General features: G+C 42.8%; 27 protein-coding genes. 22 read left to right on the plus strand and 5 right to left on the minus strand.

Translation table 11 applies throughout. The features are described from left to right. The 14 genes from ACRRU2_RS12920 to ACRRU2_RS12985 all read left to right on the plus strand — a co-directional run bounded on the left by ACRRU2_RS12920 (position 1) and on the right by ACRRU2_RS12985 (position 10,468). On the plus strand, positions 1–726 hold the full coding sequence (locus ACRRU2_RS12920) for a LysM peptidoglycan-binding domain-containing protein (RefSeq protein ID WP_432502191.1): 726 nt from the start codon (positions 1–3) through the stop codon (positions 724–726). Beyond that, positions 723–1,691: an XkdQ/YqbQ family protein gene (locus tag ACRRU2_RS12925; RefSeq protein ID WP_432502194.1), complete on the plus strand. Its 969-nt coding sequence runs from the start codon at positions 723–725 to the stop codon at positions 1,689–1,691. Before ACRRU2_RS12920 ends, ACRRU2_RS12925 begins: the two co-directional genes overlap by 4 nt. After that, positions 1,691–1,999 carry a DUF2577 domain-containing protein gene (locus tag ACRRU2_RS12930; RefSeq protein ID WP_432502197.1) on the plus strand — a complete coding sequence of 103 codons (309 nt, stop codon included), beginning with the start codon at positions 1,691–1,693 and terminating at the stop codon, positions 1,997–1,999. Before ACRRU2_RS12925 ends, ACRRU2_RS12930 begins: the two co-directional genes overlap by 1 nt. Continuing rightward, positions 1,996–2,394 carry a DUF2634 domain-containing protein gene (locus ACRRU2_RS12935; protein ID WP_432502200.1) on the plus strand — a complete coding sequence of 133 codons (399 nt, stop codon included), beginning with the start codon at positions 1,996–1,998 and terminating at the stop codon, positions 2,392–2,394. Before ACRRU2_RS12930 ends, ACRRU2_RS12935 begins: the two co-directional genes overlap by 4 nt. Beyond that, positions 2,387–3,466: a baseplate J/gp47 family protein gene (locus tag ACRRU2_RS12940; RefSeq protein WP_432502202.1), complete on the plus strand. Its 1,080-nt coding sequence runs from the start codon at positions 2,387–2,389 to the stop codon at positions 3,464–3,466. The genes ACRRU2_RS12935 and ACRRU2_RS12940 overlap by 8 nt, the downstream gene beginning before the upstream one ends. Further along, positions 3,459–4,046 (plus strand): putative phage tail protein, encoded by a 588-nt coding sequence (locus ACRRU2_RS12945; RefSeq protein ID WP_432502204.1) that lies wholly within the window; start codon positions 3,459–3,461, stop codon positions 4,044–4,046. Before ACRRU2_RS12940 ends, ACRRU2_RS12945 begins: the two co-directional genes overlap by 8 nt. Continuing rightward, the gene (locus ACRRU2_RS12950) at positions 4,043–4,327 is read left to right on the plus strand and encodes a ketopantoate hydroxymethyltransferase (protein ID WP_331699991.1); all 285 of its coding nucleotides are present in this window, start codon (positions 4,043–4,045) and stop codon (positions 4,325–4,327) included. The genes ACRRU2_RS12945 and ACRRU2_RS12950 overlap by 4 nt, the downstream gene beginning before the upstream one ends. Next, positions 4,327–5,595 (plus strand): hypothetical protein, encoded by a 1,269-nt coding sequence (locus ACRRU2_RS12955; protein WP_432502206.1) that lies wholly within the window; start codon positions 4,327–4,329, stop codon positions 5,593–5,595. Before ACRRU2_RS12950 ends, ACRRU2_RS12955 begins: the two co-directional genes overlap by 1 nt. Before the next feature lie 17 nt (positions 5,596–5,612). Then, complete coding sequence (locus ACRRU2_RS12960) at positions 5,613–5,891, plus strand: hypothetical protein (protein WP_432502208.1); 279 nt, start codon at positions 5,613–5,615, stop codon at positions 5,889–5,891. Positions 5,892–6,086: 195 nt separating this feature from the next. After that, positions 6,087–6,551, plus strand: a complete 465-nt coding sequence (locus ACRRU2_RS12965) for a phage holin family protein (protein ID WP_432502210.1) — start codon at positions 6,087–6,089, stop codon at positions 6,549–6,551. Then, positions 6,538–7,290: a peptidoglycan recognition protein family protein gene (locus ACRRU2_RS12970; protein WP_432502213.1), complete on the plus strand. Its 753-nt coding sequence runs from the start codon at positions 6,538–6,540 to the stop codon at positions 7,288–7,290. The genes ACRRU2_RS12965 and ACRRU2_RS12970 overlap by 14 nt, the downstream gene beginning before the upstream one ends. A gap of 174 nt (positions 7,291–7,464) precedes the next feature. Beyond that, entirely contained in the window at positions 7,465–7,722 is a 258-nt protein-coding gene (locus ACRRU2_RS12975; RefSeq protein ID WP_432502215.1) for a phage holin family protein, read from the plus strand. Between the two features lie 473 nt (positions 7,723–8,195). Beyond that, complete coding sequence (locus ACRRU2_RS12980; protein WP_432502217.1) at positions 8,196–8,807, plus strand: restriction endonuclease; 612 nt, start codon at positions 8,196–8,198, stop codon at positions 8,805–8,807. A gap of 527 nt (positions 8,808–9,334) precedes the next feature. Continuing rightward, on the plus strand, positions 9,335–10,468 hold the full coding sequence (locus ACRRU2_RS12985) for a diguanylate cyclase domain-containing protein (protein WP_432502219.1): 1,134 nt from the start codon (positions 9,335–9,337) through the stop codon (positions 10,466–10,468). A gap of 139 nt (positions 10,469–10,607) precedes the next feature. Here the strand turns inward: ACRRU2_RS12985 and uraA are convergent, their stop codons facing one another. Further along, entirely contained in the window at positions 10,608–11,909 is a 1,302-nt protein-coding gene (gene uraA, locus ACRRU2_RS12990; RefSeq protein ID WP_432502221.1) for a uracil permease, read from the minus strand. Positions 11,910–12,141: 232 nt separating this feature from the next. On the opposite strand from uraA, the gene hflK reads away from it, so the two are divergent. The 3 genes from hflK (at position 12,142) to ACRRU2_RS13005 (ending at position 15,619) form a co-directional block, all read left to right on the plus strand. Then, positions 12,142–13,263: an FtsH protease activity modulator HflK gene (gene hflK / locus ACRRU2_RS12995; protein ID WP_331700000.1), complete on the plus strand. Its 1,122-nt coding sequence runs from the start codon at positions 12,142–12,144 to the stop codon at positions 13,261–13,263. After that, positions 13,263–14,129 (plus strand): protease modulator HflC, encoded by an 867-nt coding sequence (gene hflC / locus ACRRU2_RS13000; RefSeq protein ID WP_331700001.1) that lies wholly within the window; start codon positions 13,263–13,265, stop codon positions 14,127–14,129. The genes hflK and hflC overlap by 1 nt, the downstream gene beginning before the upstream one ends. Positions 14,130–14,359: 230 nt before the next feature. Then, positions 14,360–15,619 carry an MFS transporter gene (locus ACRRU2_RS13005; RefSeq protein WP_432502224.1) on the plus strand — a complete coding sequence of 420 codons (1,260 nt, stop codon included), beginning with the start codon at positions 14,360–14,362 and terminating at the stop codon, positions 15,617–15,619. Positions 15,620–15,683: 64 nt separating this feature from the next. Here the strand turns inward: ACRRU2_RS13005 and ACRRU2_RS13010 are convergent, their stop codons facing one another. Further along, positions 15,684–15,911 carry a 3-dehydroquinate dehydratase gene (locus ACRRU2_RS13010; RefSeq protein ID WP_331700017.1) on the minus strand — a complete coding sequence of 76 codons (228 nt, stop codon included), beginning with the start codon at positions 15,909–15,911 and terminating at the stop codon, positions 15,684–15,686. 284 nt (positions 15,912–16,195) lie between these two features. Here ACRRU2_RS13010 and ACRRU2_RS13015 point away from each other — a divergent pair, with 284 nt between their 5' ends. The 4 genes from ACRRU2_RS13015 (at position 16,196) to ACRRU2_RS13030 (ending at position 20,329) form a co-directional block, all read left to right on the plus strand. After that, positions 16,196–16,975: a sugar phosphate isomerase/epimerase family protein gene (locus ACRRU2_RS13015; RefSeq protein ID WP_432502227.1), complete on the plus strand. Its 780-nt coding sequence runs from the start codon at positions 16,196–16,198 to the stop codon at positions 16,973–16,975. Continuing rightward, the gene (locus ACRRU2_RS13020) at positions 16,975–17,997 is read left to right on the plus strand and encodes a Gfo/Idh/MocA family protein (protein WP_432502229.1); all 1,023 of its coding nucleotides are present in this window, start codon (positions 16,975–16,977) and stop codon (positions 17,995–17,997) included. Before ACRRU2_RS13015 ends, ACRRU2_RS13020 begins: the two co-directional genes overlap by 1 nt. Positions 17,998–18,388: 391 nt before the next feature. Beyond that, on the plus strand, positions 18,389–19,192 hold the full coding sequence (locus tag ACRRU2_RS13025; protein WP_432502290.1) for a CAP domain-containing protein: 804 nt from the start codon (positions 18,389–18,391) through the stop codon (positions 19,190–19,192). A 96-nt stretch (positions 19,193–19,288) separates the two neighbouring features. Continuing rightward, the gene (locus ACRRU2_RS13030; RefSeq protein WP_432502231.1) at positions 19,289–20,329 is read left to right on the plus strand and encodes a 3D domain-containing protein; all 1,041 of its coding nucleotides are present in this window, start codon (positions 19,289–19,291) and stop codon (positions 20,327–20,329) included. On the opposite strand, the gene ACRRU2_RS13035 is transcribed toward ACRRU2_RS13030, so the two are convergent. Next, complete coding sequence (locus ACRRU2_RS13035; RefSeq protein WP_432502233.1) at positions 20,319–21,128, minus strand: polysaccharide deacetylase family protein; 810 nt, start codon at positions 21,126–21,128, stop codon at positions 20,319–20,321. The genes ACRRU2_RS13030 and ACRRU2_RS13035 overlap by 11 nt on opposite strands. 224 nt (positions 21,129–21,352) lie before the next feature. Continuing rightward, complete coding sequence (locus ACRRU2_RS13040) at positions 21,353–22,615, minus strand: methyl-accepting chemotaxis protein (RefSeq protein ID WP_432502235.1); 1,263 nt, start codon at positions 22,613–22,615, stop codon at positions 21,353–21,355. 255 nt (positions 22,616–22,870) lie between these two features. Between ACRRU2_RS13040 and ACRRU2_RS13045 the strand changes: the two genes are divergently transcribed. Then, positions 22,871–23,290, plus strand: coding sequence for an O-methyltransferase (locus ACRRU2_RS13045; RefSeq protein WP_331700011.1), 420 nt, complete (start codon positions 22,871–22,873; stop codon positions 23,288–23,290). 40 nt (positions 23,291–23,330) lie between these two features. Here the strand turns inward: ACRRU2_RS13045 and ACRRU2_RS13050 are convergent, their stop codons facing one another. Next, positions 23,331–23,534, minus strand: a complete 204-nt coding sequence (locus tag ACRRU2_RS13050; protein ID WP_432502237.1) for a hypothetical protein — start codon at positions 23,532–23,534, stop codon at positions 23,331–23,333. Positions 23,535–23,618: the final 84 nt, after the last annotated feature.

Consider the following 23,618-nt stretch of genomic DNA (forward strand, 5'->3'; position numbering starts at 1 on the left):
ATGCGGGTATATGCAGTGGAGTTAAGCTTTAATAATAAGGCTGAAGCGATTATATTGCCCGTTAATCCCCAGTCGATGGAGATTAGCGAGACAGGCAATGGCTCAACCTATGATGTGATGGGCTTGGGGCAGGTTAATGTAATTAAGGATCGCGAGCTGACGGAATATAGCTTTAGCAGTATTTTTCCAGCTGTGGAATATTCATTCGTTACTGGTTTCAACGACCTCCCAAAAGTAGTTGAAGGTGAAAATAGCGAGGATAAGGTGAATTTAGCGGAAGGACAGCTTCTGAAGCCAGTTGAATATGTTAAAGCAATCGAAAGGTGGATGGCTGCGAAAAGGCCGATCCGCTTTATTTTTGTCTCGGACACGTATTACATTAATACGCCAGTGAGTATTGAAAGCTTTCAATGGAAGGAAGTAGCCGGCAGCGGCGGCGACATTGAATACTCAATTACACTTAAAAAGTTTGTATTCTATGCGGCCCGGAAAATTGAAAAGTTGAAATCTGTAGGCAAAGCTGCTCCAAACAAAGCTGTTCCTCCACGACCGACCGACAAGGTGCAGCCTAAAACGTATAAGATGATTGCTGGGGATACGTTGTGGAAGATTGCCAAAACACAGCTCGGTGACGGAGCGCGCTGGAAGGAAATACAGAAGCTGAACAGTATTCAAGATGCCGAGATTACGAAGCTGCCTGTTGGAAAGGTGCTGAAGCTGCCATGATTGAAATTAAGCTGAACAATCGTGACGGTACAGAATGGGATATTAGCGAGCTGGTTACGAGCCTGTCCCTGAAAACAGCGCATATCGGAAAAGCGGGTACTTTGACCCTGACCTTTATAAAAAAAGCACTATATCAATCCTCTCGGTTCAAGTATGAGAATGGTGATGTTATCAGGGTGCGCAAAGATGGTGTTAACCTTTTCTACGGATACATTTTCAGCATTAGCGGAGGACGCGATGAAATCGTGTCCCTTACGGCCTATGATCAAATCCGGTATTTGATGAATACGGACACTTATGTATTTAAAAATACGACAGCCGCTGATATCGTAAAGCGCATTGCGAATGATTTTAACTTAAAGCTTGGCAAAATCGCGGATACGAAGTATCAGATCCCGGCTATGGTGGAGGATGGTCAAAAGCTGCTCGATATTATCGATAAAGCCATTACGCTGACATTTTCGAATACCGGGAAAGATTATTGCTTATACGACGACTTTGGGCAATTGTGCTTGCGTGATGTAGATGAGCAGGTAACAGATATTATTGTCGGCGAAGGCAGCCTCATGTATGATTACTCGGTTAGCAGCTCGATAGATGATGACACGTATAACAAAATAAAGCTGTATAAGGATAACAAAGAAACGGGCAAGCGCGAGGTCTATATCGCTGAAGACAGCATTAATATTATGCGTTGGGGTTTGCTTCAGCATTACGAAAGCATCGATGAAAAAATGAATCCCGCTCAAATCGAAGAACTGTTGAATAATCTGGCTAAGCTGAAGAATAGAGAGCAGAAGAGCTTGAAAATTGAAGCAATTGGCGATATTCGAGTACGGGCAGGCATGCGTGTACGCATCCATATTCCAGAGTACCAAGTGAACCAAAATTTGTTGGTAAATGAATGCTCGCATAGTATTGAAGGTGCCGATCATACGATGTCGCTGGAATTGAAGGTGATATAATGGCTGATTTATTAAGTGTGGTGAAGGAAGCGGCTATAGCAGCTGTTGAAGCGGGAAATCCCGTATCGATTGTATATGGCGAAGTATTGCAAAATAATCCGGTGGAAGTGAAGGTCGACCAACGATTTTCGCTGCCAGCGGATTTTTTAGTAGTACCGGAATCCTTGCAGCGTCTTGAAATAACGATTCCAGGTTTAAGCGGAACAGTGTTAGTGCGCAGAGGTCTTGAAAAAGGAGATCAAGTGATCATGATTCGTGCGCAGGGAGGACAGCAGTTTATTATTTTGGATCGGGTGGTGGTGACATGATTCCAAGTCATAGTCCAATGGAAGAGTCAGACAGGCAGGGAGTGATGCCATCACTTACCTGGAGGCTTGATTTGGATAAAGGGCGGATTGTAGGCAAAATAGATGCCCTTGAGGCGGTTAAACAGGCAGTTTTTAAAATTTTGCAGACGGATCGTTACGGACATGACATTTACAGCTTTGATTATGGCCATGAGCTGAAACAGCTGCTTGGCGGAAGTCCGGCTGTAATGGAAAGCGAAGTAAATCGAATGATTCGCGAAGCATTGCTGCAGGACGATCGGATTGTGTCCGTTGAAGAAGCAGAAGTGACTGCAGAAGGAAACAGCTTGCTTATTCGCTGTGTAGTTGTAACTGATTATGGAAGCTTTGAAGTGGAGGTGAACAGAGATGTATGAAATGCAAACCTATGAAGCGATTTTAGCAAGAATGCTGGAGCGGGTGCCGGATTCAATCGACAAGCGTGAAGGCTCGGTTATCTATGATGCTTGTGCCCCAGCCGCAGCGGAGCTGGCCCAATTATATATTGAGCTGGATATTAACTATAGCCTGTCATTTGTGGATACGGCGAGCGGTGAATATTTGGGACGCAAAACAGCCGAATTCGGCGTGCACAGAGCGCCTGCTGCAGCTGCAAGGCGAAAAGGAATCTTTCTCGGGGCTGCGGATGCTCCAATTCAAGTTCCTTTAGGAAGCCGCTTTTCTATTGAAGGCTTAACTTATGCAGTTAAAGAACGGATCGGTGCTGGGGTTTACATGTTAGTTTGCGAGTCGGCCGGCACGATCGGCAATGCACATTTTGGCACGTTAATTCCTATTGATTATGTGGCCGGCCTGGTCAAAGCAGAGCTCGCTGACGTACTGGTTGCTGGCGAGGAGGAAGAAACGGACAGCAGCCTTCGCAGCCGTTTTTACGAAATTGTTAATGAGCCATCCTTCGGTGGTAATGTGGCAGAATATAAGCAATTAATACATGCAATGCCTGGAGTAGGGGCAGTGAAAATATTCCCGGTTTGGAATGGCGGGGGTACTGTCAAATGCACCGTAATCAGCTCCGATTGGGAAATCCCTTCCTCTACTTTAATCGATACGATTCAAAGCGCGATCGATCCTGAGAGTAATCACGGCAAAGGAATGGGGCTGGCGCCGATTGGCCATCAAGTGACAGTTGATGGTGTTTCTAGTATTACAGTAAATGTGGAAACTTCCTTAACCTTGGCTAGTGATTACACGCTAGGTATGATTCGAGCCGATGCTGAAACAGTACTTCGTGACTATTTACTAGAGCTTAGACAGGATTGGGCAAATCAGAATAGCTTGACTGTTCGGTTAGCTCAAATGGATGCTCGATTATTGACTGTGCAAGGCGTTGAGGATGTGTACGGTACTAAAATCAACGGCAATGCAGTTAATTTAACGTTAAATGAGAGCGATGTTCCATTGCTTGGGGCGGTGACGCTGCATGAGTGATCGCATACTCATTCATTTGCCGGAGTTCTATGAGCAAATAGATGATTTTAAGCAGCTTGCGAGCACAGAGTCTGTTGAATTAATTCTTGTTAAAGAGGCTTCAAGCAAACTGCTGAATAATCAATTTGTGATGACTGCTGATCTCCCTACGATTGCTAGAGTGGAGAGGCTGCTTAACATCCAGGCGGATCCTGGAACAGAAACGATAGAGTTTCGCAGAAGGCGCATCGTCAATCGCTTTCAGACAAAGCCGCCATTTACAGTACGCTATTTGCAGCAGCTGCTGGATGCACTAGTCGGCGATGGGCTGACAGTCGTTTCTATAGATAACCAAAACTTCGTTTTGACCGTTACAGTAGAAATCGAAAACGCCAGCGTGTTTCGCGAGGTTATTTACACCATCAACAAAGTGAAGCCTGCAAACATGGTCTATCGGCAAAATACGGCAGTCAGCAATGGACTGAGATTAAAAGAATCGATTTCCAGACGGCCAGTTACCTGGAATTATAAGCTGGATGGTTCCTGGAAGCTTGGGGAGAAAGCATTTGCCAGCGTTGGTCAGGAGGTGCCTTTCGTATGATTCATGCCCAGTTTATTAACAAGGTTGCTGAATATGTAGAGCAGCAAATTTCAAAAGTAGTGCTGAATGGAAGCCACGAAATTACGAGCTTTGAAGTCAAACAGGTTAATGAAAACACCGTTGTTCTGAACTATTTTGTAATGGCTAATGAAGTATCACATATCTCGTTAATCGAGATGAAAGACGCAGCCAATGAAGTAATTACTAGCAATGTCGTAGACGTTCCAGTTACATCGGATACGATGCTGCTGCAAACGATTCTAGTAAAGGAGGCTAATTAATGGCTAAAACAGATTGGACAATTCATGATGTGGTAAAGCCGGAGGATTTAAATCAGCTTAGTCAAGATGTGAATGAAGCCGGCTCGCAGCTTGATGCCCATATAGGGTCGCGTGGGAATGCCCATCTAACTGCAACGAGAACAGATGCTGGATTTATGAGTCCAGCAGATAAGCAGGAACTTGATAAGCTGGCGGAAGAGATGGGGAATATGGGCAATGTTCCTACGCAAGCTAAAACCGTGTCTGGCGCAATTAGCGAACTGCATGCTACTGGTAAAAGCAACGAAAGCTTATTGCAAGGCGCTACAAGTGCTTCAACGGCTAATACCTTAGTTAAGCGTGATGCAAGTGGTAGGTTTAAGGCTGCTGCCCCTGTGGCTGCTGATGATGTTGCGAGGAAAGCGGAGATTGATGCACCGCCGTTTACCACTACAACCGGCACTGGTGTAGCTTATGTTGCTTCTTTTTCACCCGCATATTCAGCGTTAGTAGCCGGCACACGGATAACTGTTAAGTTTCATGTAGCGAACACAGGTGCAGCGACAATTAATGTTAACGGTCTTGGGGCAAAGTCGATATTGAGGGCAAGTGGGGCTGCATTAACAGCAGGCATTATTAAAATGAATGCTGTTATGTCTTTGGTATACGATGGCACAAATTTTATCTTACAGGGTGAAGGGGGGAATGGAAACGCAACAGCCGCCGATCTGTTAATTGGTAAAACAGCATCAGTGGATGCAGGGGATATTGTTGGCACGATGCCAAATCGTTCAGGACATGTTACAGGGCAGTCTATAAGCCGCAGTGGTACAACATTGCGCATTAGACCGCAGCCTGGTTATGTGCCAGGTGATGCCTCTAATAGTGTGCAGTGGGATGATGTGGATTGGATTGCTGAAAATATTCGAGCTGGCGTAGATATATTTGGTGTAATTGGGACATTGGAAGAGGGGGCTAAAGTAGCAAGCGGAACCGTTAATTTTCCTGCCAAGGTGGCGGCAGTTATAGATATTAGAGGGCTAGATTTTAGACCAAAATTGATAGTTGTGTACAATGAAACACAAGGTTATTTTTATTCTGCATTTCCAGTTTCTGCAGGAGGTACTTACAGAACGATTATTTACAATGCAGGGAATTATTCAGTTTCATCGACTGGTCCTACGTTTTATAATGACGGGTTTTCAGCAACAACTTATGTCGGTGTTAATAACGCTAACAATATAGCTACAGTAGCACGTTGGATTGCCTTTGACGCATCATATTACTAAGTATAGGAGGTATTAACATGGAAGTCGGAAACAGAATTGTGTACGACCAAGACGGGGAAATAGTCTCCCAAACAGGCGAAATGAAGGGCGATGTGCTGCCACGTAAAGATATTACGGAGCTGCACTTTATCGACTTGCCTTACGGCTCTATCAATTATAGTATGCATCGTATTGTGAGCATTGCTGTAGTTACCAGACAACCTATTTTAGAGGAAATACAAGTAATTCTAACGCCTGAACAACAGCAAATTATTGATCTTGAAAATCAACTATTGTTATCTAGTGGGGTGATCTAGTGCTTAATGAGACAATCGTTAAAATACTTGTTGATCGTATCCGAAATGGTGAGATTAACCCAGTTACGGGCCAACCTATGGTACTAGATGATATTAAAATAATCGAGTACAAAACAGCAGTCAAGAACATTTTAGGCTCCGCATAGCGCGGGGCTTATTTTTTGGCCAGGAAAATTTACCTTAAGGGAGGCAAACATGAAAGAGCAAACAATTTTAGGCGTTATCGGAGCAGCGGTACTGCCAGTATATCAATTTTTATTTGGAACGGGTGATGCTGTGAACGGAGTTATGATGGCGCTACTTTTCTTTATTGTGATGGATTGGCTCAGCGGCATACGTGCTGCGAATAAAGATAAAAGCTATACAAGCAAGTACGGAATTGATGGTATCTTCCGTACTTTTTTTATGCTATTGTTACCGGCTGGCGGTCATTTGCTTGATAAAGCTTTCGGCATTCCCGATATTATTTTTGGTGCAATAGCATTTGGATTGCTCTATCACGTTATCAAATCTATGACGGCTAACGCAATTAGGGCTGAATGGGGCGAATGGCTGCCAGTTGGTATTTTGGAGAAAGTGACGAGCTGGGTAGAAAGTGAAATTGAACAAAAGGCAAAGCGATCACTAGAGCGAAGGGTAAAGCCTAATGAAGATCATTGACCTTCGCGGCAGGCTTCCAGTCCACAAAAACAATAAATATAATACACGTAAGCTTTCTGATATCCGTTCTATTGCTATCCATCATTCTTTAACAGTTAGTGGAACGCCAGAAGCATTTGCAAATTATCATGTAACTACAAACGGTTGGCCTGGTATTGCGTATACGTATGTCCTACAGCGTGACGGCACAGTGTATCAATGCTGGGATCACACTATTATCGGATATCATGTAGGCAATAGTAATAAGCATGCTTTAGGCATATGTATGGTTGGAGACTTTAGAACGCAGCTGCCAACGCCTGAGCAGTATGTAGCAACCTTGGAACTTACAAGCTGGCTGCAAGGACAGCTGCCCAATGCTACAGTGGTAAAAGGGCATTCTGAGTATCCGGATTATAGCTGGAAAGCTTGCCCGGTAATCGATATGAATGTATTTCGAAAAGACTTAAGCGAAGGGAAGAAGTCGCCAATGACGGCAGAGGAAAGAAAAGTAATGGATGATCTACGGAAACAGATACGCGAGCAGACTGCACGAATTGACGCTCAAGCAAAAGCGCTGGCAGCTGCTGCTGGACGCATAGAAGCTCCTGCATGGTTTGTACAGGAATTTGGCAGCTGCAATTTAGGTGGTTTGATTAATGAACCAACCATGACCTATGAAGGCTGGCGAAATATTGCTATATCGCTGCGAACACAAGGCTTTGGCAATGGACGTGATCGGTGTATGGATATTAAATAGGCAGCACTGAAAAGGACGCGCAGAGGCTAAAAATCAATAGTTGTCCTATGCCAAATCAGCTGTGCTTGCATATTGTAATTTTATAGGGCATCGCGATTCCACTCCGAGCAGCAGCAATGAGCCCAGTCTTTAGGCGGTATGCCTTAATGTCGGATAAAGATGGTAGGTGATAATATGGAAGATTTTCTTCAGTTTATTACTGAGAAAGCACTGATCTTAATGCCTGCACTATTTATTATAGGCATATTTCTAAAGAAAACGCCGCATATTTCAGACTGGATGATTCCGTGGATACTGCTTGTTGTTGGCGTAACAGGGGCAATATTTTTAACAGGAGACACGATTGATGGCATTATTCAAGGTATTCTTGTTACGGGCAGCACAGTGCTTACCCACCAGTTATATAAGCAAACCTCAAAAAAAGATAATTAACTTTTTAATCAGCTGCATAGGCGTCATATGTACGACGAGCAATCTATGTATGACGCCTTATTTTACGGTGAAATCCAATTCTTCTCTTCGACCTTCAAATGACTTCTTCCAACAGCCCATCTAAAATAGTACTATAAGCTTAAGCAGCTTAATTCTAATGCCCAAAAAATTATTTATTGTCGAGTTATTTACCTTGTAAACTATTATACCTAAGCTATAATTAAGATGTAGCTGCAGCAAACTGCGATCAAGAATATCCACTTTAATTAATGTAGCGCTATGGCCATTGGCATCGATAGTGCTTTTTTTGTTTTTACAGCGATGCTAATGTTCCGATTCGTAGGTCTTACATTCACTTCATTTGCTACATAGACACTGGTTTGTCAATTGGATTTAGTTGAAGAATCCTTTATAATATCCTTTATAGTAGTTCTTTTGGTCTATAATAGGGTGTGTAAAAAGGGGTTGAATAAGTGGGACGAACAACTAAGAGAGGGATTATGAAAACAGCTTTCTACAGCTCTTTAATACTAAGCTGTATGCTGACTGCTTATTTCTATATGAAAACGATTACAACACCTCTGGCAATCGGGGTTTTAGCTATAGTTATTTACCTAATAGCAACAACTAATCGTAAGAAACAAAGAGAAGAGCGTGTTGCTGATTCTGGGATTCATGATATTGACCAGATGGATACAAAACAATTTGAATTGTTTTTGCTTCATTTATTTAAAGGTCACGGTTATGCGGTCGAGATTAAAAAGCCGGGAAAATGCAATGGGATAGAGCTTTTAATTACTAAAGGCATGGAACAGACGATTGTTTTTGCCAAAAATGATAAGCGACATTTGGGAATTCAGGCTGTACAGCAAGTTGTAGAGCTGAAGGCTCTCAGCAACGCATCATCTGCTTGGCTTGTTACAAATCGAGATTTTTCTTCAGCAGCCTACGCGCTGGCGGATTCGAAGCAGGTTAGGCTTATTAATAGAGATAGTCTGATGGATATGGTTATAACGCTAAAATTGAATCAGCAAGAGCAATCAGCAGGCAGTGCAAATCATGGGTCTCTACTAAAGCGCCGTTAGCTTAAGCTGATGTAAATTACATATAGTTATGCCCGACATCACTTGTAAATTCAGCATGGGATGGCCGGGCTGTTTTTTTGCCAAAATGGACAAATGTACATAATAAAAAAGATTTCGGAATAAGTCTATAATTACAGGCTGTTGAAAAAGCTCCGCAGTTGCTTAATAGTCTAGATAACAGGCCAAAAGTGTCGGGCTCGAGAGGCTGTCCATTTTGTAACGAATCCTCAAGATACTATTTCGTATAAAAGGTACCTTTTGAAATTCTTACGAATCGTGGATGCGCTATCTGTGAACAAATGCTCATTTGGGCAGCGTTTTACAGCCAATAAGCATGCTAGGATTCGTTACATTTTCAAAACAAGCTTTTTCGGCGTAATAACGCTACTAGGATTCGTTAGAGTTTCCAAACGATTATTATTTAAATGATTTCTCTACATACGTAGACTCAACTTTTATAAATTTCAAAAATTTTTCAAAACGCATCCTTATAATAAAGATAGATTTAAAATGAGGTGAGTTTACGAATGGTTTGGTTGGCATATGCCATTGCTGCTGGGATCGTTATCGTAGCAGGGTGGTATCTTTTTGTTCAAACGGTTGACAAGCACTTCGGCCGAAAAGCGAAGGAAGCGAATATTAAAACGGAATGGTACAGCTCATTGTACGAAAATCATGGGGATGCAATCATATCCGTAGATCATAACTTTAGAATCATCAGAACGAATCAATCGGCTAGTCGTTTGCTCGGTTTGGAGTTGGATCATTACAAGAACCGGCCTGTTGAGTCGATTGTGACAGCTGTTCATCGTAAAGAACAGGATTTGCTGCGCGATTATTTTATGAGAGCGTATTGCGGAGAAGATGCTTCTTTTGAAGCAACGGTTATTTATGATGACGGTAGAGAGGCATATGTGCAAATTAAGTGTGTGCCTTTTTTATTGGAGGAGCAAATTAGCGGCAGCCATTTTGTAATTCGCGACATTACAGAGGAGCATCAATACATTCAAGAGATGAAGCAGCTTGCCTACAAAGATGAGCTTACAGGCTTGTCTAATCGAAGGCATTTCTATGAAGTTATGGGGCAAGCGATGGCAAGAAGCCGTGCCACTAATACGTCAATGGCTGTATTGTTAATGGATCTCGATGGATTTAAGCTGATCAATGACTCGGTTGGGCATTTTATAGGGGATCGGTGCTTGCAGCATATAAGCAAGCAGCTGCTTGAAGCTGCGGTAAACTATAGGGCCGAACTGGCAAGGCTGGGCGGGGATGAATTTGTCATCGTGCTGGAGCACGACGATATTTGGCATGCCGCTGCAAGCTTGTCTGAACAAATTATTGAAGCTTTGCAAGCATCTATAATGGAAATCGACCAGCAGCATCCCGTTACAATTAGTATAGGCATCGCTATTTACCCGGATGATAAGCTGGATATGATGGAGCTGTTGAAAATAGCAGATGAGGCTATGTATACAGTGAAGAGCAATGGCAAAAACGGCTATAGGTTCTACAAAGACGCAAGGGATGAAAAGAAAGAAGTTCAAATTAAAAATAGCGGCTCAAGAGCATCTGAAGGGATTCAGAAAGGGGAAGGCGATTCTTTATTCGCATTAACCGAGCTATTAAAAGAAGTAAGCTATAAAAGCAAAGTTGACTAAACGTTCATCTGAACCAAATTCAATGAATGAAAAACGGTACGTCCTTGGTCAAGGATGTACCGTTTTTTGTTAAAATATTTCATATTTCATGAGTAAACGCGTCTGTCCAAAGGACGGCGTAGCCGTTTATCCTTGTGCGTTAGTTCGTTTTCTCATGATCATTGGATATTTTCCATACATCAAACAGCTTGAACAGTAAGCTTAGCAGTATACCTACGATTGTAGCCAAGGACATGCCCACTAGCTTCAAGTCGCCGATTACAACTTCAAGTCCGCTTAGCCCTGTCGCAAATACGACAGTTGTAAGGAACATATTAGTCGGTTTGCCATAGTCAACCTTGGACTCGATCAGCATACGCAAGCCTGACGCTGCGATAACTCCAAACAATAGCAAGGAAACGCCGCCCATGACAGGCTCAGGAATTGCTGAGATAAGCGCCGAAATCTTGCCCGAGAAAGAAAGAAGGATGGCAATAATTGCCGCACCGCCGATTACGAAGGTGGAGTATACTCTCGTGATGGCAAGAACGCCGATATTTTCGCCATAAGTCGTGTTTGGCGTTGAACCGGTAAAGCCGGAAATAATCGTTGAAATACCATTACCAAGCAAAGAGCGATGCAAGCCAGGATCTTTTTGCAAATCCTTCTCGACAATATTGCTCGTTACAATCAAGTGGCCGATATGCTCAGCGATAACAACTAAAGCTACCGGCGCGATGGCGATAATGGCTGACCAGTGAAATTCAGGCCATGTGAAGGTCGGGGCTTCTACCCAGCCAGCAGCATCGACTTTAGTGAAATTAGTCATTTTCATAAAGTATGCGATGACATAGCCTGCAATAATACCGAATAGAATCGGAATGATGCGCATAAAGCCGCGGAACAAAACGGAACCAAGAACGGTAATAGCTAGTGTAGCTGTCGATAGAATAATAACCTTGCTGTCCATCGCCCATGGTGTATCATATGTGACACCAGGCTTGGCTATCCAGCCGGACATACCTGCTGCAACCGGGATAAGCTCAAGTCCAATGATAGCGACGATAGCGCCCATAGCTGCTGGCGGGAATACAACGTCAATCCATTTAATGCCGACTCGCTGGATAATAAGCGCAACTACCGTGAAGATTACACCTACTGCGATAAATCCGCCTAGCGCTGCGGAGTAGCCGTTGCCGCCAAATGCTTCATTGCCGATAACCGCTCCGGCCGGTGCAATAAATGCAAAGCTGGAGCCCAAATATGCTGGAATTTTGCCGCTGCATATCCATAGGTACAACAATGTGCCGATACCGTTCATTAGCAAGCAGATCGCAGGATCGACGCCGAGCAGATTTGGTACTAGTACAGTAGAACCAAACATGGCGAAAAGATGCTGCAGGCTTAGCATAATACTTTGAGCAAACGGCGGCCTTTCATTAACTCCGATCGTTCTTCTCATGAGAACCCTTCCTTCTATGAATGATGAACTTTTAATTAACCTTTGTTGATTCTACATAGTCTTATGCAGTTTGGCAAGCAGTAAATTGTCATTTAATAAGGAATTATAAGGCTTTTTGCGATTGCTTTTCGGTTTATTTTGAAAAAAACGATTGCAGTAAGAAAATATCTGTTACTTTCAGCTTATTTCTGCGTAAATTAAACATAGAAAACAACAGAGGGGAGAGGGAGAAATGAGCATATTCAATCATCCAAACGGTCCAGGCGGAGATACGCCGACACCGAATGCTTCCAATCAAGCGAAGAAGCCGGAATTAAAGCCGGGGACGATCAAGAAAGCTATTTCTTTTATTGTGGCTGCCATTATTGTTATTTATTTGGGTTCTTCATCTTTTTATACGGTGCAGGAGCAGGAGCGGGCGGCAATACTTACGTTTGGAGCATATTCGCATGATACAGGGGCAGGCTTGCATTTTAAATGGCCCTATCCGATTCAGCAAGTGAAGATTGTGCCTGCGGAATTAACCCAGCATATTACTATTGGTTATCGAGAGGATAGCAAGGGGAAAATGGACACTATTGATGAAGAAGCCATGATGATTACCGGTGATGAGAATATTGTTCTTGCGGATGCCGTAGTCACTTGGAAAATTCATGATTTAGAAAAGTATTTATTCAATATAAGCAATCACGAGCAATTTTTACGTAATTCTGCAAGTGCATCTGTCCGGTCGGTCATTGGTTCTCAGAAGCTGGACTTTGCTATAACTGATGGTAAAACCGTCATTCAAGACGAAGTGCGCAAAAGACTGATTGATTTGCAGGATAAGTACGAAACAGGCATTCAAATCATTGATATCAAGTTCCAGGATATTGAACCGCCAGGCGGCGAGGTTGAAGAAGCATTCCGTAACGTTACAAATGCCAGAGAAGAGAAAAATACGAAGATTAATAACGCAACCCGTTATGAAAATGATCGTATTCCTAAAGCGCGCGGGGAAGCTCAAGCTCTCATTGAAAACGCGGAAGCGGAGAAAAAATCGCGGATTCTTAATGCGCAGGGGGATGTAGCCAAGTTTAATGCTATTTATGAGGAATATTCCAAAAATAAAAATGTTACGCAAAGTCGTCTTATTATAGAAACGCTTGAAAAAATACTGCCTAATGCACAAATATTTATTACAAATTCAGGCTCAGATACGGTCAATTACTTGCCGCTTAATGAGCTGCTGCGTGATCGCGGGACCACTTCAGCGACACAGCAGACTGTACCGCCATCTGCCCAGCCGCAGACTGAGACAGCGCCATCAGCTAATGATGCCAATACGCAAGGTAATGCAGGAGGTGGCAACTAATGAATAAAAAAACAATCATTGCAATTGTTTCAGTCATTTTGCTCATCATTATTGGTTCAGGCTCTTTGTTTATTGTTAATGAAGGAGAATATAAGGTTGTTCTTCGATTTGGCGAAGCTAAACGTACAGTAACCTCGCCAGGCTTGAATGTGAAAATTCCATTTATTGAGAATGTTACGACATTGCCGAAATATCAAATGACCTATGAAAGTGTACCTACACAAATATTAACGAAGGACAAAAAAATTCTATTCGTTGATAATTACACCGTATGGCGAATCGAAAATCCGGCCAAATTTATTCAAAAGCTGCAAACGATTAGCGGTGGTGTAAAACGAATTGATGAGGCAGTATACAATGCCGTTAGACGTAAGCTTTCTGAAATTAATTACGATAGTATTATTAGTGAGAATACGGAACGCGGTAATATTAATGATGAAATTACGAATGATGTTGCATCGGCTCTTATGCGTGATGATTATGGGATTAAAGTTGTTGATGTACGTATTAAAAGAACGGATTTGCCTGAAGGTAATAAGCAAAGTGTATTTAACCGCATGATTTCTGATCGTCAGTCGATGGCAGCACGCTATTTGTCAGAGGGGGATGAGGAATCCCGCAAAATTACGTCCAAAGCTGACAGAACGGTAAAAGAGCTAATTGCTCAGGCTGAGGCTGAAGCTAAAAAAATTATTGCCTCTGGAGAAGGGGAAGCGGCGAAAATTTACAACGATGCTTACGGGAAAGATCCTGAGTTTTATAATTTGTACCGTACGTTAGAAAGCTATATCGTAACTTTGAAAAATGATCCGGTCATAATGATTCCGATTGAATCTCCTTATGCCAAAATATTGTTAGGCCAATAAGTAAAAGTTCAAAAACTGCCTTTGATCATTAAGATTGAGGGCAGTTTTTTTGTTGGAAATTTATGCTTATAGAGACCGCTTTTTTTAATATACGGGGGTATTCAAGCAAGGATGATTTGCTAAAAATTTCAACTGGAAAATGTCGAAATATTTAAGCTGTACAATAAGTTAGGAGTGTAGTAATATCCAATCAACATAATAACTAAAGACTGGCGAGGCAGGTTATGATAATGGCGGAGCGTGCAGCTAAGAAGTCATCGTATCACGTTGTACGGTTTGGCATGACGATGTCAGGACGCGTGTGGAGAAATGCCCGTATAGATTTGGGCGGAGCATGTATTTTTTCTTTATTTAATGTGGTGATGAATCAGTTTTACGTAGCTTTTGCCATTCAGCAGGGAGCCAATAATTTTCAGGTTGGATTGTTAACAGCAGCGCCTGCCATCGGATTGCTGTTTTCCCCTATTTGGGCCAGCATGATTGAAAAAGCGAGAAGTCCGAAAGCGTATGTCGTTATTCCCAATATGGTCGGCCGGATGCTGCTTATATTGCCGGCTATATTTGCGTATCCGTCAGTTTATGTGACAGTAGCGTTATTGTTTCAGCTGCTGATGGGCATCCAGGCTCCTGCTTATGCAGCGCTAATCTCGAGAATGTATCCGTCTGATTTACGTGGCAGGCTGATGGGATACGTCAGGGTTGCGATGGGCATTCTTATGATTCCTATCGCATATATGGTCGGCAGCTGGTCCGAAGCTTTTGGTCCGTCAGGTCCGCTAATTGCAGCTGCTATTGCTGGAACTGTATCGATCAATTTGTTCAATACAATCAAGCTTCCCAAGGAACGGCCAGCCAATGAAGCATCCCAAATGCCGAAGCGTTCGGCTATTATTGCATTACGAGAACAGTGGAAGCTGATCACAACCAATCGGGTTCTCGCCATATTTTTGCTGGCGACCACCTTTTCTGGCTTTGGCAATATGCTGTCCATACCTTTATATCAAATTATTCAAGTGGATGTAATGCAGCTTTCTAATGTTCAGATAGGCCTTGCTCGTGTCGCCTATTTTACTGCGCTATTAGCCAGTTATTGGATTGTGGGCTGGATGATTGACCGTATCCACATCAAGTATACGTTAGCAATTGGAATTGCCGCCTATGCGATAGTGCCGATGTTTTATAGCTTGTGGGGCAGCTACAGTGCAGTCGTAATCGGTCATGCTATTCAAGGGATCGGCGATTCTATATGGGATATTGGCATTTTAGCTTTTGTCTTCCGATTTATGCCTGGCCGCGAAGCTATGGTGTTTGGCATTCATTTATTAGTATTTGGCATTCGCGGAACGATCGGCCCATTGCTTGGGGCTTCTCTCACCTCATCCGTTTCTATTTCAGCCATTTTACTTATAGCCTCGCTATGCGGCTGGATCGGATCGCTGATCTTTATTATAGGAAACCGTAAAAAGGCTCTGGCCAAACTTGATTTTTAAAAAAGAAAAGCCGTCCGCTGTATGGAATGAATGTATTCACTCCATGTGGCTGACGGCTTATTTATTAATATAGAGAAATGGTTAGCGTATCCCGTTCTGACAAGGAATGGAGAGTTGCTTCACTGCCGACAATTTCTACACTAATGAGTGATGCAATACATGTTTTTAATGCATTTTTTCCAGTTTGCAGCTTGCGATGCAATACGGCTGACAGCTTGTCCAATGCTTGTTTATTTGTATCTGTCATATATACCGGTATAGTTTTATTTTGAAATAACAACATGGTTTTCATCATTTTGTCCTCCATCCAATTCATATTTGCCTTGACCTTCGAGTCAATGTCTATGTTTGTATAATAGCGCACAAATATTAATTAATTCTTAAAAATCAATAATAATAAAGTTACAAAGTTGTGACCATTTTGTATTTTTAAAATATAAGAAAGTATTAGAAAAGACAAAATCGCATAAGAAAATGCTAATTAGATAGCTGTTTTTCAGGTGGAATGACCATTATAATAGCAGTGACATGAAGATGATAAAGCTTACATCAAACCAAATAAGGGAGTGCTGACATATGACACAACGAATGGGCATTGGCTTGCAATTGTATACACTGCGTGATGTCATGGCTGACGATTTCGAAGGTGTTTTACGCAAGGTAGCGGCTATGGGGGGCTATGAAGGAGTTGAATTTGCTGGCTATGGCGGTATGGAGGCAGCGGCACTAAAGGCATTGCTGGATGAATTAAATCTGAAGGCAATTGGCAGCCATGTTTCTTTATCTTCACTTTTGGAGCGGCTGGATGAAGAGATTGCTTATTTGAAAGCAATAGACGCTCAATATGTTATTTGTCCGTGGCTTCCTGTTGAAGCACGCGATGCTGCAGCATGGCAAGAGCATATTGCCGCATTTCAGATGATTGGCGAGCGTGTACAGGCTGCCGGCCTTCAATTCGCTTACCATAATCATGATTTTGAGTTCCAGGTTGAATTGGATGGAAAAGCTGTATTCGATGCTTTGTACGAGAAAATAGACGAAAAGTATTTGAAGGTTGAAATGGATATCGGCTGGGTTCAGTTTGCAGGCAAAGACCCGCTTGCTTATATTCGTACCTATGCTGGACGTTTGCCGCTGCTTCATTTGAAGGATTACCTTAAAGATAATGAAGGCAAAATTGATACAGTAGAGCTTGGCAGAGGCGAATTGCCGCTTCAAGATATTATTAATGCGGCATCAGAAGCGTCGGTGCAATGGATCATTGTTGAGCAAGACGTCTGTGCAAATCCACCTCTAGAGGCAGTAGCTGAAAGTATAGAATGGTTGAAATCAAACTATATCAAAGGAGAATTATAATGAGTAAAATTCGTGTAGCCATAATTGGCTGTGGTTCAATTTCCAAGTATCGTCATATTCCTGAATATGCAGCAAATGATCAGGTAGAGCTGGTTGCATTTGTAGATCCTATTATCGAGCGCGCTCAGCAATTTGCTGACGAGCATGGGGCAAAAGCATTTTCTGACCATCAGACTATGCTGGCTGAAGTTAAGCCGGATGCAGTAAGCGTTTGTACACCAAACTATTTGCATGCGCCAATCAGCATCGATGCAGCTAATGCAGGAGCTCATGTGCTTGTTGAGAAACCGATGGCTGTTTCTGATGAGGAAGCTGCTGCTATGATCGCAGCAGCCAGCAGCAATAATGTAAAGCTGATGGTAGGCCATAATCAGCGCTTTATGCCACCGCATGTAAAAGCAAAGCAAGTGCTGCAAACAGGCGTATTAGGCAAAGTGTTGACATTCCGCACCTCCTTTGGGCATCCTGGTCCGGAAGGCTGGAGCGTTGATGGCAAGGGCAGCTGGTTCTTCCGCAAGGATGAAGCGATTATGGGCGCAATGGGCGACCTTGGTGTTCACAAGTCCGATTTGATTCGCTGGATGCTTGATGACGAAGTAGCTGAAGTAGCCGCTTTTATCGGCACGATCGACAAACAGGATACAGATGTGGATGATAACAGCTCTTGCTTGGTAAGAATGAAAGGCGGCGCAATCGGTACGCTAGTTGCAAGCTGGACTTATTACAAGGGCGAGGATAACACGACTATTCTTTGGTGTGAAAATGGCGTTATGAAAATTGGCACGCATCCTGACGATCAGGTTATCGTTGAGCTAAGAAACGGCAGCGTGGAGAAGTATAAGGTAGGCGCTATTTCTACTAATGACAAGCAGGAATCAAGCGGAGTCATCGATGCGTTTGTGGACAGCATCGCAACAGACGCCACACCTGCAGTTAGCGGAGAAGAGGGCCGCAAATCCTTAAATGTTATTTTGGCTATGTTTGAGTCACAAGCAAAAGGACAATTTGTAAAAATCAACTAATATTTTTTAAAAGAAACCGTAAGGCTTGCTGCTCGCTGATAGCAGCTGCTTTACGGTTTTTTATTATATTTATAAGTTTTTTCTATAAACTTGTTCTTATCATTCATCTGTAAACGTGCCTTTCCAAAGGACGGCGGAGCTGTTTATCCTTGGGTACAGATACTTGCTGTCTAACCCATATTGGAACGGCGCACCCGCCTTTTCTAATAAAAATGAGAAAAAATCAGAATGAGATGAGGATAATCTCATAATGAAGGAATGGCGCAGGTTTGCAGCTGTTTTTAGCGTCTTTGGTAATTATTGTGTCATGAAACGGCAAAAATCGCATGTTACCATAGGTTCAGTCGGGAGAAACAATACGAAGACGAACATGGGAGATGATAGCGTGGCAATGAAAAAAATGGGAAAAGCAATCGCTGTAACACTAGCAGCGGCTTACTTAAGCACAAGTTTTGTAGCGCCCAAGCTGCACGCAGCACCTAAAATAGAAACAAAAACTGTGTTTAAAGCCTATCAAGTGCAGCTAGATGTTTTTCAAGTAATTGCACAGAAATATGGTATAGACCTTCAACAATTAAAATCGCTTGAGGAATTGCTGCAGCCGATATTGAATTGGCCAAACGTGACAAAGCCAACAGCACCGCCTGCAACACCGAAGCCAACAACACCACCGGCAACACAAAAACCGACGACACCGCCGGCAACACAAAAACCGACAACACCACCGGCAACGCAAAAACCGACGACGCCGCCAGCGACACAAAAACCGACAACACCACCGGCGACAACAAATCCAACAACGCCGCCAGCAACGACAGCACCTGGCTATTCTGCAGTTCAGCAGCAAATTTTGCAGCTGGTCAACCAAGAGAGAGCTAAGGCTGGTTTGAAGGCACTTGCGCTTGATAGCCTGCTGACGAAGGTAGCTACAGAAAAAGCAAGAGATATGTCAGCAAACAATTATTTCAGCCATACCTCACCTACTTATGGTTCACCATTTGATATGATGAGATCCTTTGGCGTGAAGTATTCCTATGCTGGAGAAAACATTGCGGCTGGACAGCGTTCTGCACAAGAGGTTATGAATGCTTGGATGAACAGCTCAGGACATAGAGCCAATATTTTGAATGCTAATTTTACTAAGATTGGCGTTGGTTACGTAAATAACCAATGGGTACAAATGTTTATCGGTTAAAAGAAACGTTGACGTAAGCAATTGACACACCGTTTCTGCGAAATATAAGAGCCGTTTTGCGGCTCTTATATTTTAAAAAAGTAAAGGGGTTTTATTTTGAAGAAATTATCTGCAATTCTAATGGTAAGCTTGATGTCAATTCTGTTAATGGCTGGTACGGCTAGCGCAGCCCATACGCTATTGAAAGAGGATACATTTTGGAACCTGACTATGGTGCATAAGTGGCCCATGAGCGCAGCATCCTTATCGCTAAAAGCTGCAGAAATTTTAGATCAGGATAATGAATCGGACAAGCAGCAAACAGCTGCTGCCGGACTGCAGCAAGTAGAAGGAATTCAAGCGGCGGTTGCTGAGGATCCGATGCTTCAAAGCTTGAAGGACCATGCTGCCGCTGTAGAGAGCGGTAATACCGCTAAGTTGGCTGACGTCGGCAAGATCCAGCTGCTGTCAGCGCCAGTTACAGATGTGAAAGCTGATGAGGCAGAAGCTGCCCAGAAAGCACAAGCAGCAATTGCGGCTAAGGAAGCTGCTGAAAAAGCAGCAAAAGCTGAAAAAGCTGAAAAAGCGGCAAAAGCAGCCAAGGCTGTAGCAGAGAAAAAAGCTGCGCAGTCCAAGCAGCAAAGCAATAAGGCTAAGGAAACCGCAAAGAAAAAGGCAGCTGTTACTACAAGCTCTGCAGCTAAAGCAAAGGCGACTACTGTAAAGCAAAGCAAAAAGAAAACAACAAATGTAGGAAGCAGCAAGCCTGCAGCTGCTAAAACAAGTGCGTCAAAAAGTACATCCATAATTACTACACCAAGCGGGAAAACATATAACTTTAAAAAGCAGCTTAGCATGCAGGCTACTGCTTACACCGCCGCCGCCTCAGAAAACGGAAAATGGGGCGCTGTTGATTACTTCGGCAATAAGCTGAAGGTTGGAACTGTTGCAGTAGATCCCAAAGTAATCCCTTTAGGCACCAAGCTCTATATTACAGGCTACAAATATGCAGGACTGCCAAAAGGCGGAATGATCGCAGTAGCCAGTGATATGGGAGGAGCTATAAAAGGAAATCGTATTGATGTATTCGTGCCAGACTCAAGGAGCGAAGCGTTAGCATTTGGCATTCAACAGCTAAAGGTTTATGTTATCGAGTAGCGGACTGGTTAATTAATTCCGAAATTAATACGATTTGATACCCGTCTTGCTTAAGGGTATGAATTAACTCAGGCAAAGCCTCGATGGTTCCCATCAGGCTTTGTCCTGTTCCGCCTCCAGCGTGCTGAAGGATGATCGAGCCTGGACGGAGTGTTTTTTTTATATTTGACATGATCTGTTCACTCGTCGGATCATTTTTCCAATCCTCGGAATCTACATCCCAATTGACAATTACGAAGTTTTCCTTGGAGCTCCAGCTAAGTTGCTCAGGCAGCAGCTCGCCATATGGCGGTCTAATAAATCGTGGGGAATAGCCCACGATTTTTTCTATGATTTGATTCGTTTTTAAAATTTGATTGCGATACTGATCCAATGTCAGTTTTGAAAACTGACTGTGATTATAGGAGTGGTTGCCGATTTCATGGCCTTCCTGTTTTATTCTTTCTACAAGTTCAGGGTTTTTCTCTGCGCGATGACCAACAACGAAAAAGGTAGCTTTTACTCCGCATTCCGCCAAAATATCTAATATTTGCGGGGTAAATCGTGGATCTGGAGCATCATCAAAGCTTAAGGCGACCTTCATCTCGTTTCTCGGGCCGTGCAAATAGTAGTGCCCCGGAAATTCGCTTTCCATGTCCCGCCAGGAACGAATTTTCTTTTTGCCTTGCGTTGAAACAGGAGTGTTATGCAGGGCATGTGCGTCTGTTATCGTTCCGAATGAAAATAAGAGGCAGCAAAATAGTAGTGCTGCAGTTAGCTTAAACCATTTTACAAGTTTTATTTTTTGCATCATACTCATCCTTTTAGCCTTTTAGTAAAATAGTGCAACTAATTCCTTAACATGCCCAAAATTGATCAGTTCATTCGGTTTGTGCATAAAAAAGACGAACTCTGAGAAGATCCAGAATTCGTCTTTTTTTTAAATATAGGAAGGTATAAGTTTTCACTTTATACATGTTCCTATATTTCATCGGTAAACGCGCCTGTCTAAAGGACGGCGGAGCCGTTTATCCTTGTATAAGTTTATTTCATTTTGAATACTTGAATGGTGCGCTGCAGTTGGGTGGACATTGTAAGCATTTGCTCGGTTTCCTGAACGACAGCCTGAACGGAATTAATCTGTTCATTCATGGAGGCGGAAACCTGCTCGGTGCCAGCAGCGGATTGCTGTGTAATCGCTGAAATATTCTGGATTGCATTGGATATTTGACGGGCGCTGTCCAGCATCGCGTCGCTCTCTTGTGCAAAGGCATGAATTTGCTCTGCAATAAATTGTACGCTGCTTACAATTTCGGTGAAGATAGCTTCAGATTGTTGAATATGTTCAGCCTGCATAGCGACAACCTCTTCATTGATCTTCATGCTGTTAATCGTCTGCTTAATGCCCTCGTCAATGCTTTTCACCAAGTTGAATACTTCCTTCGTAGAAGCGGTTGATTCTTCCGCAAGCTTGCGGACTTCCTGTGCTACTACGGCAAAGCCTCGCCCATGCTCACCGGCGCGGGCTGCTTCGATAGAGGCGTTAAGAGACAGCAAATTGGTCTGCTCCGCAATATCGGAAATCGTTTTTGTAATGGCGGTAATTCCTCTTGCGCTGTCTGCCAGCTCCTTGATCGTGCTTGCCACCTTATTCGTTGCTTCTAAATTGCGCTGCATGCCGTCAGACTGCACATCAAGCGCTTCTCTGCCTCTGTTGACGAGACTAATCGTCTGGGTTGATCGTTCATTCATTTCATGAGTCGCCTGGGCATAGGAGGCAACCTTCTCTTCGATTGCATTAATCGACTCGCTCATATCCGTAACATCTTCGGATATTTCATTGGCGCCTGTAGCCAGCTCATTGGCAGAAGCTGCCACCTGCTCCATGGCGCTTTTAATATTAATATTTTTATCAAAAATATTGCGGCTTGTTTCTGCAACGTGTCGTGTAATATTCGTCGTTTCTGTAAGAATGTCGCGCAGCTTGTCAACCATGCTGTTGAAGGAATTAACAAGCCCGCCTGCTTCAAAGGAGGATGATTCGATTTTTTGTGTAAAGTCGCCTTTGGAGATACGGTAAGCGGCATTAGAGATTTCGTCAAAAGAGCCCGTAATCGTTTTTTCGAAAAAGGACACGGCTGGAAACAATACAACTGCCGTGATAGCGGTTACAATTATGACAGGCAAAATAGATGCACCTGCAATTAACATGGCAACCGAGGTAAGTATGGCAAAGAACAACAATGTTATGTATGTAGCAACTAGGAGTTTATTACGAACTGATAACGAATAGTACCATTGACTCATAATCATGCTCTCCTTTTTTTAATATAGGGCTAGTATAACATTAGTGGAAAAAAAGGTCTATAATTGTCAGTCATATATTCCTGTTGTTTAAGTCTAATGAACTACACAAAAACGAAAAAATAGGTACAAAAGCGCAAATAACGATTCGGAAAATACTAATAAATATTTCGGTGTCGATTTAATTGGAAAGTGTTACCATGAAGGCGAAAGTAATTTTATGTCGATTAAGGTCGAGAAATTGGAGGAGGATGCAGAATGAACAAAGAAACGGACTCATCATTGACAAGACAGGTAGATTTTGTTTTTCGTCAATTGGAAAATGAACTGACAAATGCTGTAGCCGGTACCGTATTAATTCATGTTAGAAATAATGCTGTAGGTAAATTCGGGATTAGGCATCATCCCATTAATTGCAAGGATGGCCAGCTTAACGACGAGAAGGAGCAAGGCATGACGCCGCACCAGGTAAAGGCATTTCGTCAAATGGCTATCGATGCCTTGAAATATCGCAGAAACTGGACGCATGGAGAAATTTTGTATGACTTCGCCGTTAGAAACAGTTCTAAAAAATCGTGGTCAGCAAGCGTGCTGTTTGAATCCAATTATAATATGTCTTACTGGAATTCGAATTTCAGTGCTAATTATCATGCCAGAAGGCGCGATATTTCAAATTAACATTAAGCTGCGGGCAGTATTAACAATTGTTTGTTTCAAGCTAATTACTCGGATCGTTTTGTTTATTCGCTTGTTCTGCCTTTCTGCGCAAACGGGCTTTTACAATAAAGCCAGCACCTGAGCTGAAAAGCGACAATAAGCCGAATAGAAGCACAAACCAGACGTTATAGCTGATCGATATAGCAGTTAAACTCATAAATAACACTGTTATTACTGCGAATAGGAGAGATAATTTCTTTGACATTTAAGGAGTCTCCTTTACATAGAAAAAATGATAAAAAATTTGAAAAAAATAAATGCTATAATTCGAATACTATTTCGAATGTTG

The organism is Paenibacillus sp. GXUN7292 (assembly GCF_050864975.1).
GTDB lineage: Bacteria > Bacillota > Bacilli > Paenibacillales > Paenibacillaceae > Pristimantibacillus.

What these genes read in the sequence shown, in the direction of transcription:
- ACRRU2_RS13050 (WP_432502237.1), bottom strand. Translation starts at nt 23,534, where the DNA reads ATGTCAAAGAAATTATCTCTCCTATTCGCAGTAATAACAGTGTTATTT.
- uraA (WP_432502221.1), bottom strand. Translation starts at nt 11,909, where the DNA reads ATGAGAAGAACGATCGGAGTTAATGAAAGGCCGCCGTTTGCTCAAAGT.
- ACRRU2_RS13025 (WP_432502290.1), top strand. Translation starts at nt 18,389, where the DNA reads ATGAAAAAAATGGGAAAAGCAATCGCTGTAACACTAGCAGCGGCTTAC.
- ACRRU2_RS12985 (WP_432502219.1), top strand. Translation starts at nt 9,335, where the DNA reads ATGGTTTGGTTGGCATATGCCATTGCTGCTGGGATCGTTATCGTAGCA.
- ACRRU2_RS13010 (WP_331700017.1), bottom strand. Translation starts at nt 15,911, where the DNA reads ATGAAAACCATGTTGTTATTTCAAAATAAAACTATACCGGTATATATG.
- ACRRU2_RS12945 (WP_432502204.1), top strand. Translation starts at nt 3,459, where the DNA reads ATGAGTGATCGCATACTCATTCATTTGCCGGAGTTCTATGAGCAAATA.
- hflC (WP_331700001.1), top strand. Translation starts at nt 13,263, where the DNA reads ATGAATAAAAAAACAATCATTGCAATTGTTTCAGTCATTTTGCTCATC.
- ACRRU2_RS13035 (WP_432502233.1), bottom strand. Translation starts at nt 21,128, where the DNA reads ATGAGTATGATGCAAAAAATAAAACTTGTAAAATGGTTTAAGCTAACT.
- ACRRU2_RS13045 (WP_331700011.1), top strand. Translation starts at nt 22,871, where the DNA reads ATGAACAAAGAAACGGACTCATCATTGACAAGACAGGTAGATTTTGTT.
- ACRRU2_RS12970 (WP_432502213.1), top strand. Translation starts at nt 6,538, where the DNA reads ATGAAGATCATTGACCTTCGCGGCAGGCTTCCAGTCCACAAAAACAAT.
- ACRRU2_RS12950 (WP_331699991.1), top strand. Translation starts at nt 4,043, where the DNA reads ATGATTCATGCCCAGTTTATTAACAAGGTTGCTGAATATGTAGAGCAG.
- ACRRU2_RS12960 (WP_432502208.1), top strand. Translation starts at nt 5,613, where the DNA reads ATGGAAGTCGGAAACAGAATTGTGTACGACCAAGACGGGGAAATAGTC.
- ACRRU2_RS13040 (WP_432502235.1), bottom strand. Translation starts at nt 22,615, where the DNA reads ATGAGTCAATGGTACTATTCGTTATCAGTTCGTAATAAACTCCTAGTT.
- ACRRU2_RS12955 (WP_432502206.1), top strand. Translation starts at nt 4,327, where the DNA reads ATGGCTAAAACAGATTGGACAATTCATGATGTGGTAAAGCCGGAGGAT.
- ACRRU2_RS12965 (WP_432502210.1), top strand. Translation starts at nt 6,087, where the DNA reads ATGAAAGAGCAAACAATTTTAGGCGTTATCGGAGCAGCGGTACTGCCA.
- ACRRU2_RS12920 (WP_432502191.1), top strand. Translation starts at nt 1, where the DNA reads ATGCGGGTATATGCAGTGGAGTTAAGCTTTAATAATAAGGCTGAAGCG.
- ACRRU2_RS12930 (WP_432502197.1), top strand. Translation starts at nt 1,691, where the DNA reads ATGGCTGATTTATTAAGTGTGGTGAAGGAAGCGGCTATAGCAGCTGTT.
- ACRRU2_RS12925 (WP_432502194.1), top strand. Translation starts at nt 723, where the DNA reads ATGATTGAAATTAAGCTGAACAATCGTGACGGTACAGAATGGGATATT.
- ACRRU2_RS13015 (WP_432502227.1), top strand. Translation starts at nt 16,196, where the DNA reads ATGACACAACGAATGGGCATTGGCTTGCAATTGTATACACTGCGTGAT.
- ACRRU2_RS13020 (WP_432502229.1), top strand. Translation starts at nt 16,975, where the DNA reads ATGAGTAAAATTCGTGTAGCCATAATTGGCTGTGGTTCAATTTCCAAG.
- ACRRU2_RS12935 (WP_432502200.1), top strand. Translation starts at nt 1,996, where the DNA reads ATGATTCCAAGTCATAGTCCAATGGAAGAGTCAGACAGGCAGGGAGTG.
- hflK (WP_331700000.1), top strand. Translation starts at nt 12,142, where the DNA reads ATGAGCATATTCAATCATCCAAACGGTCCAGGCGGAGATACGCCGACA.
- ACRRU2_RS12940 (WP_432502202.1), top strand. Translation starts at nt 2,387, where the DNA reads ATGTATGAAATGCAAACCTATGAAGCGATTTTAGCAAGAATGCTGGAG.
- ACRRU2_RS12975 (WP_432502215.1), top strand. Translation starts at nt 7,465, where the DNA reads ATGGAAGATTTTCTTCAGTTTATTACTGAGAAAGCACTGATCTTAATG.
- ACRRU2_RS13005 (WP_432502224.1), top strand. Translation starts at nt 14,360, where the DNA reads ATGGCGGAGCGTGCAGCTAAGAAGTCATCGTATCACGTTGTACGGTTT.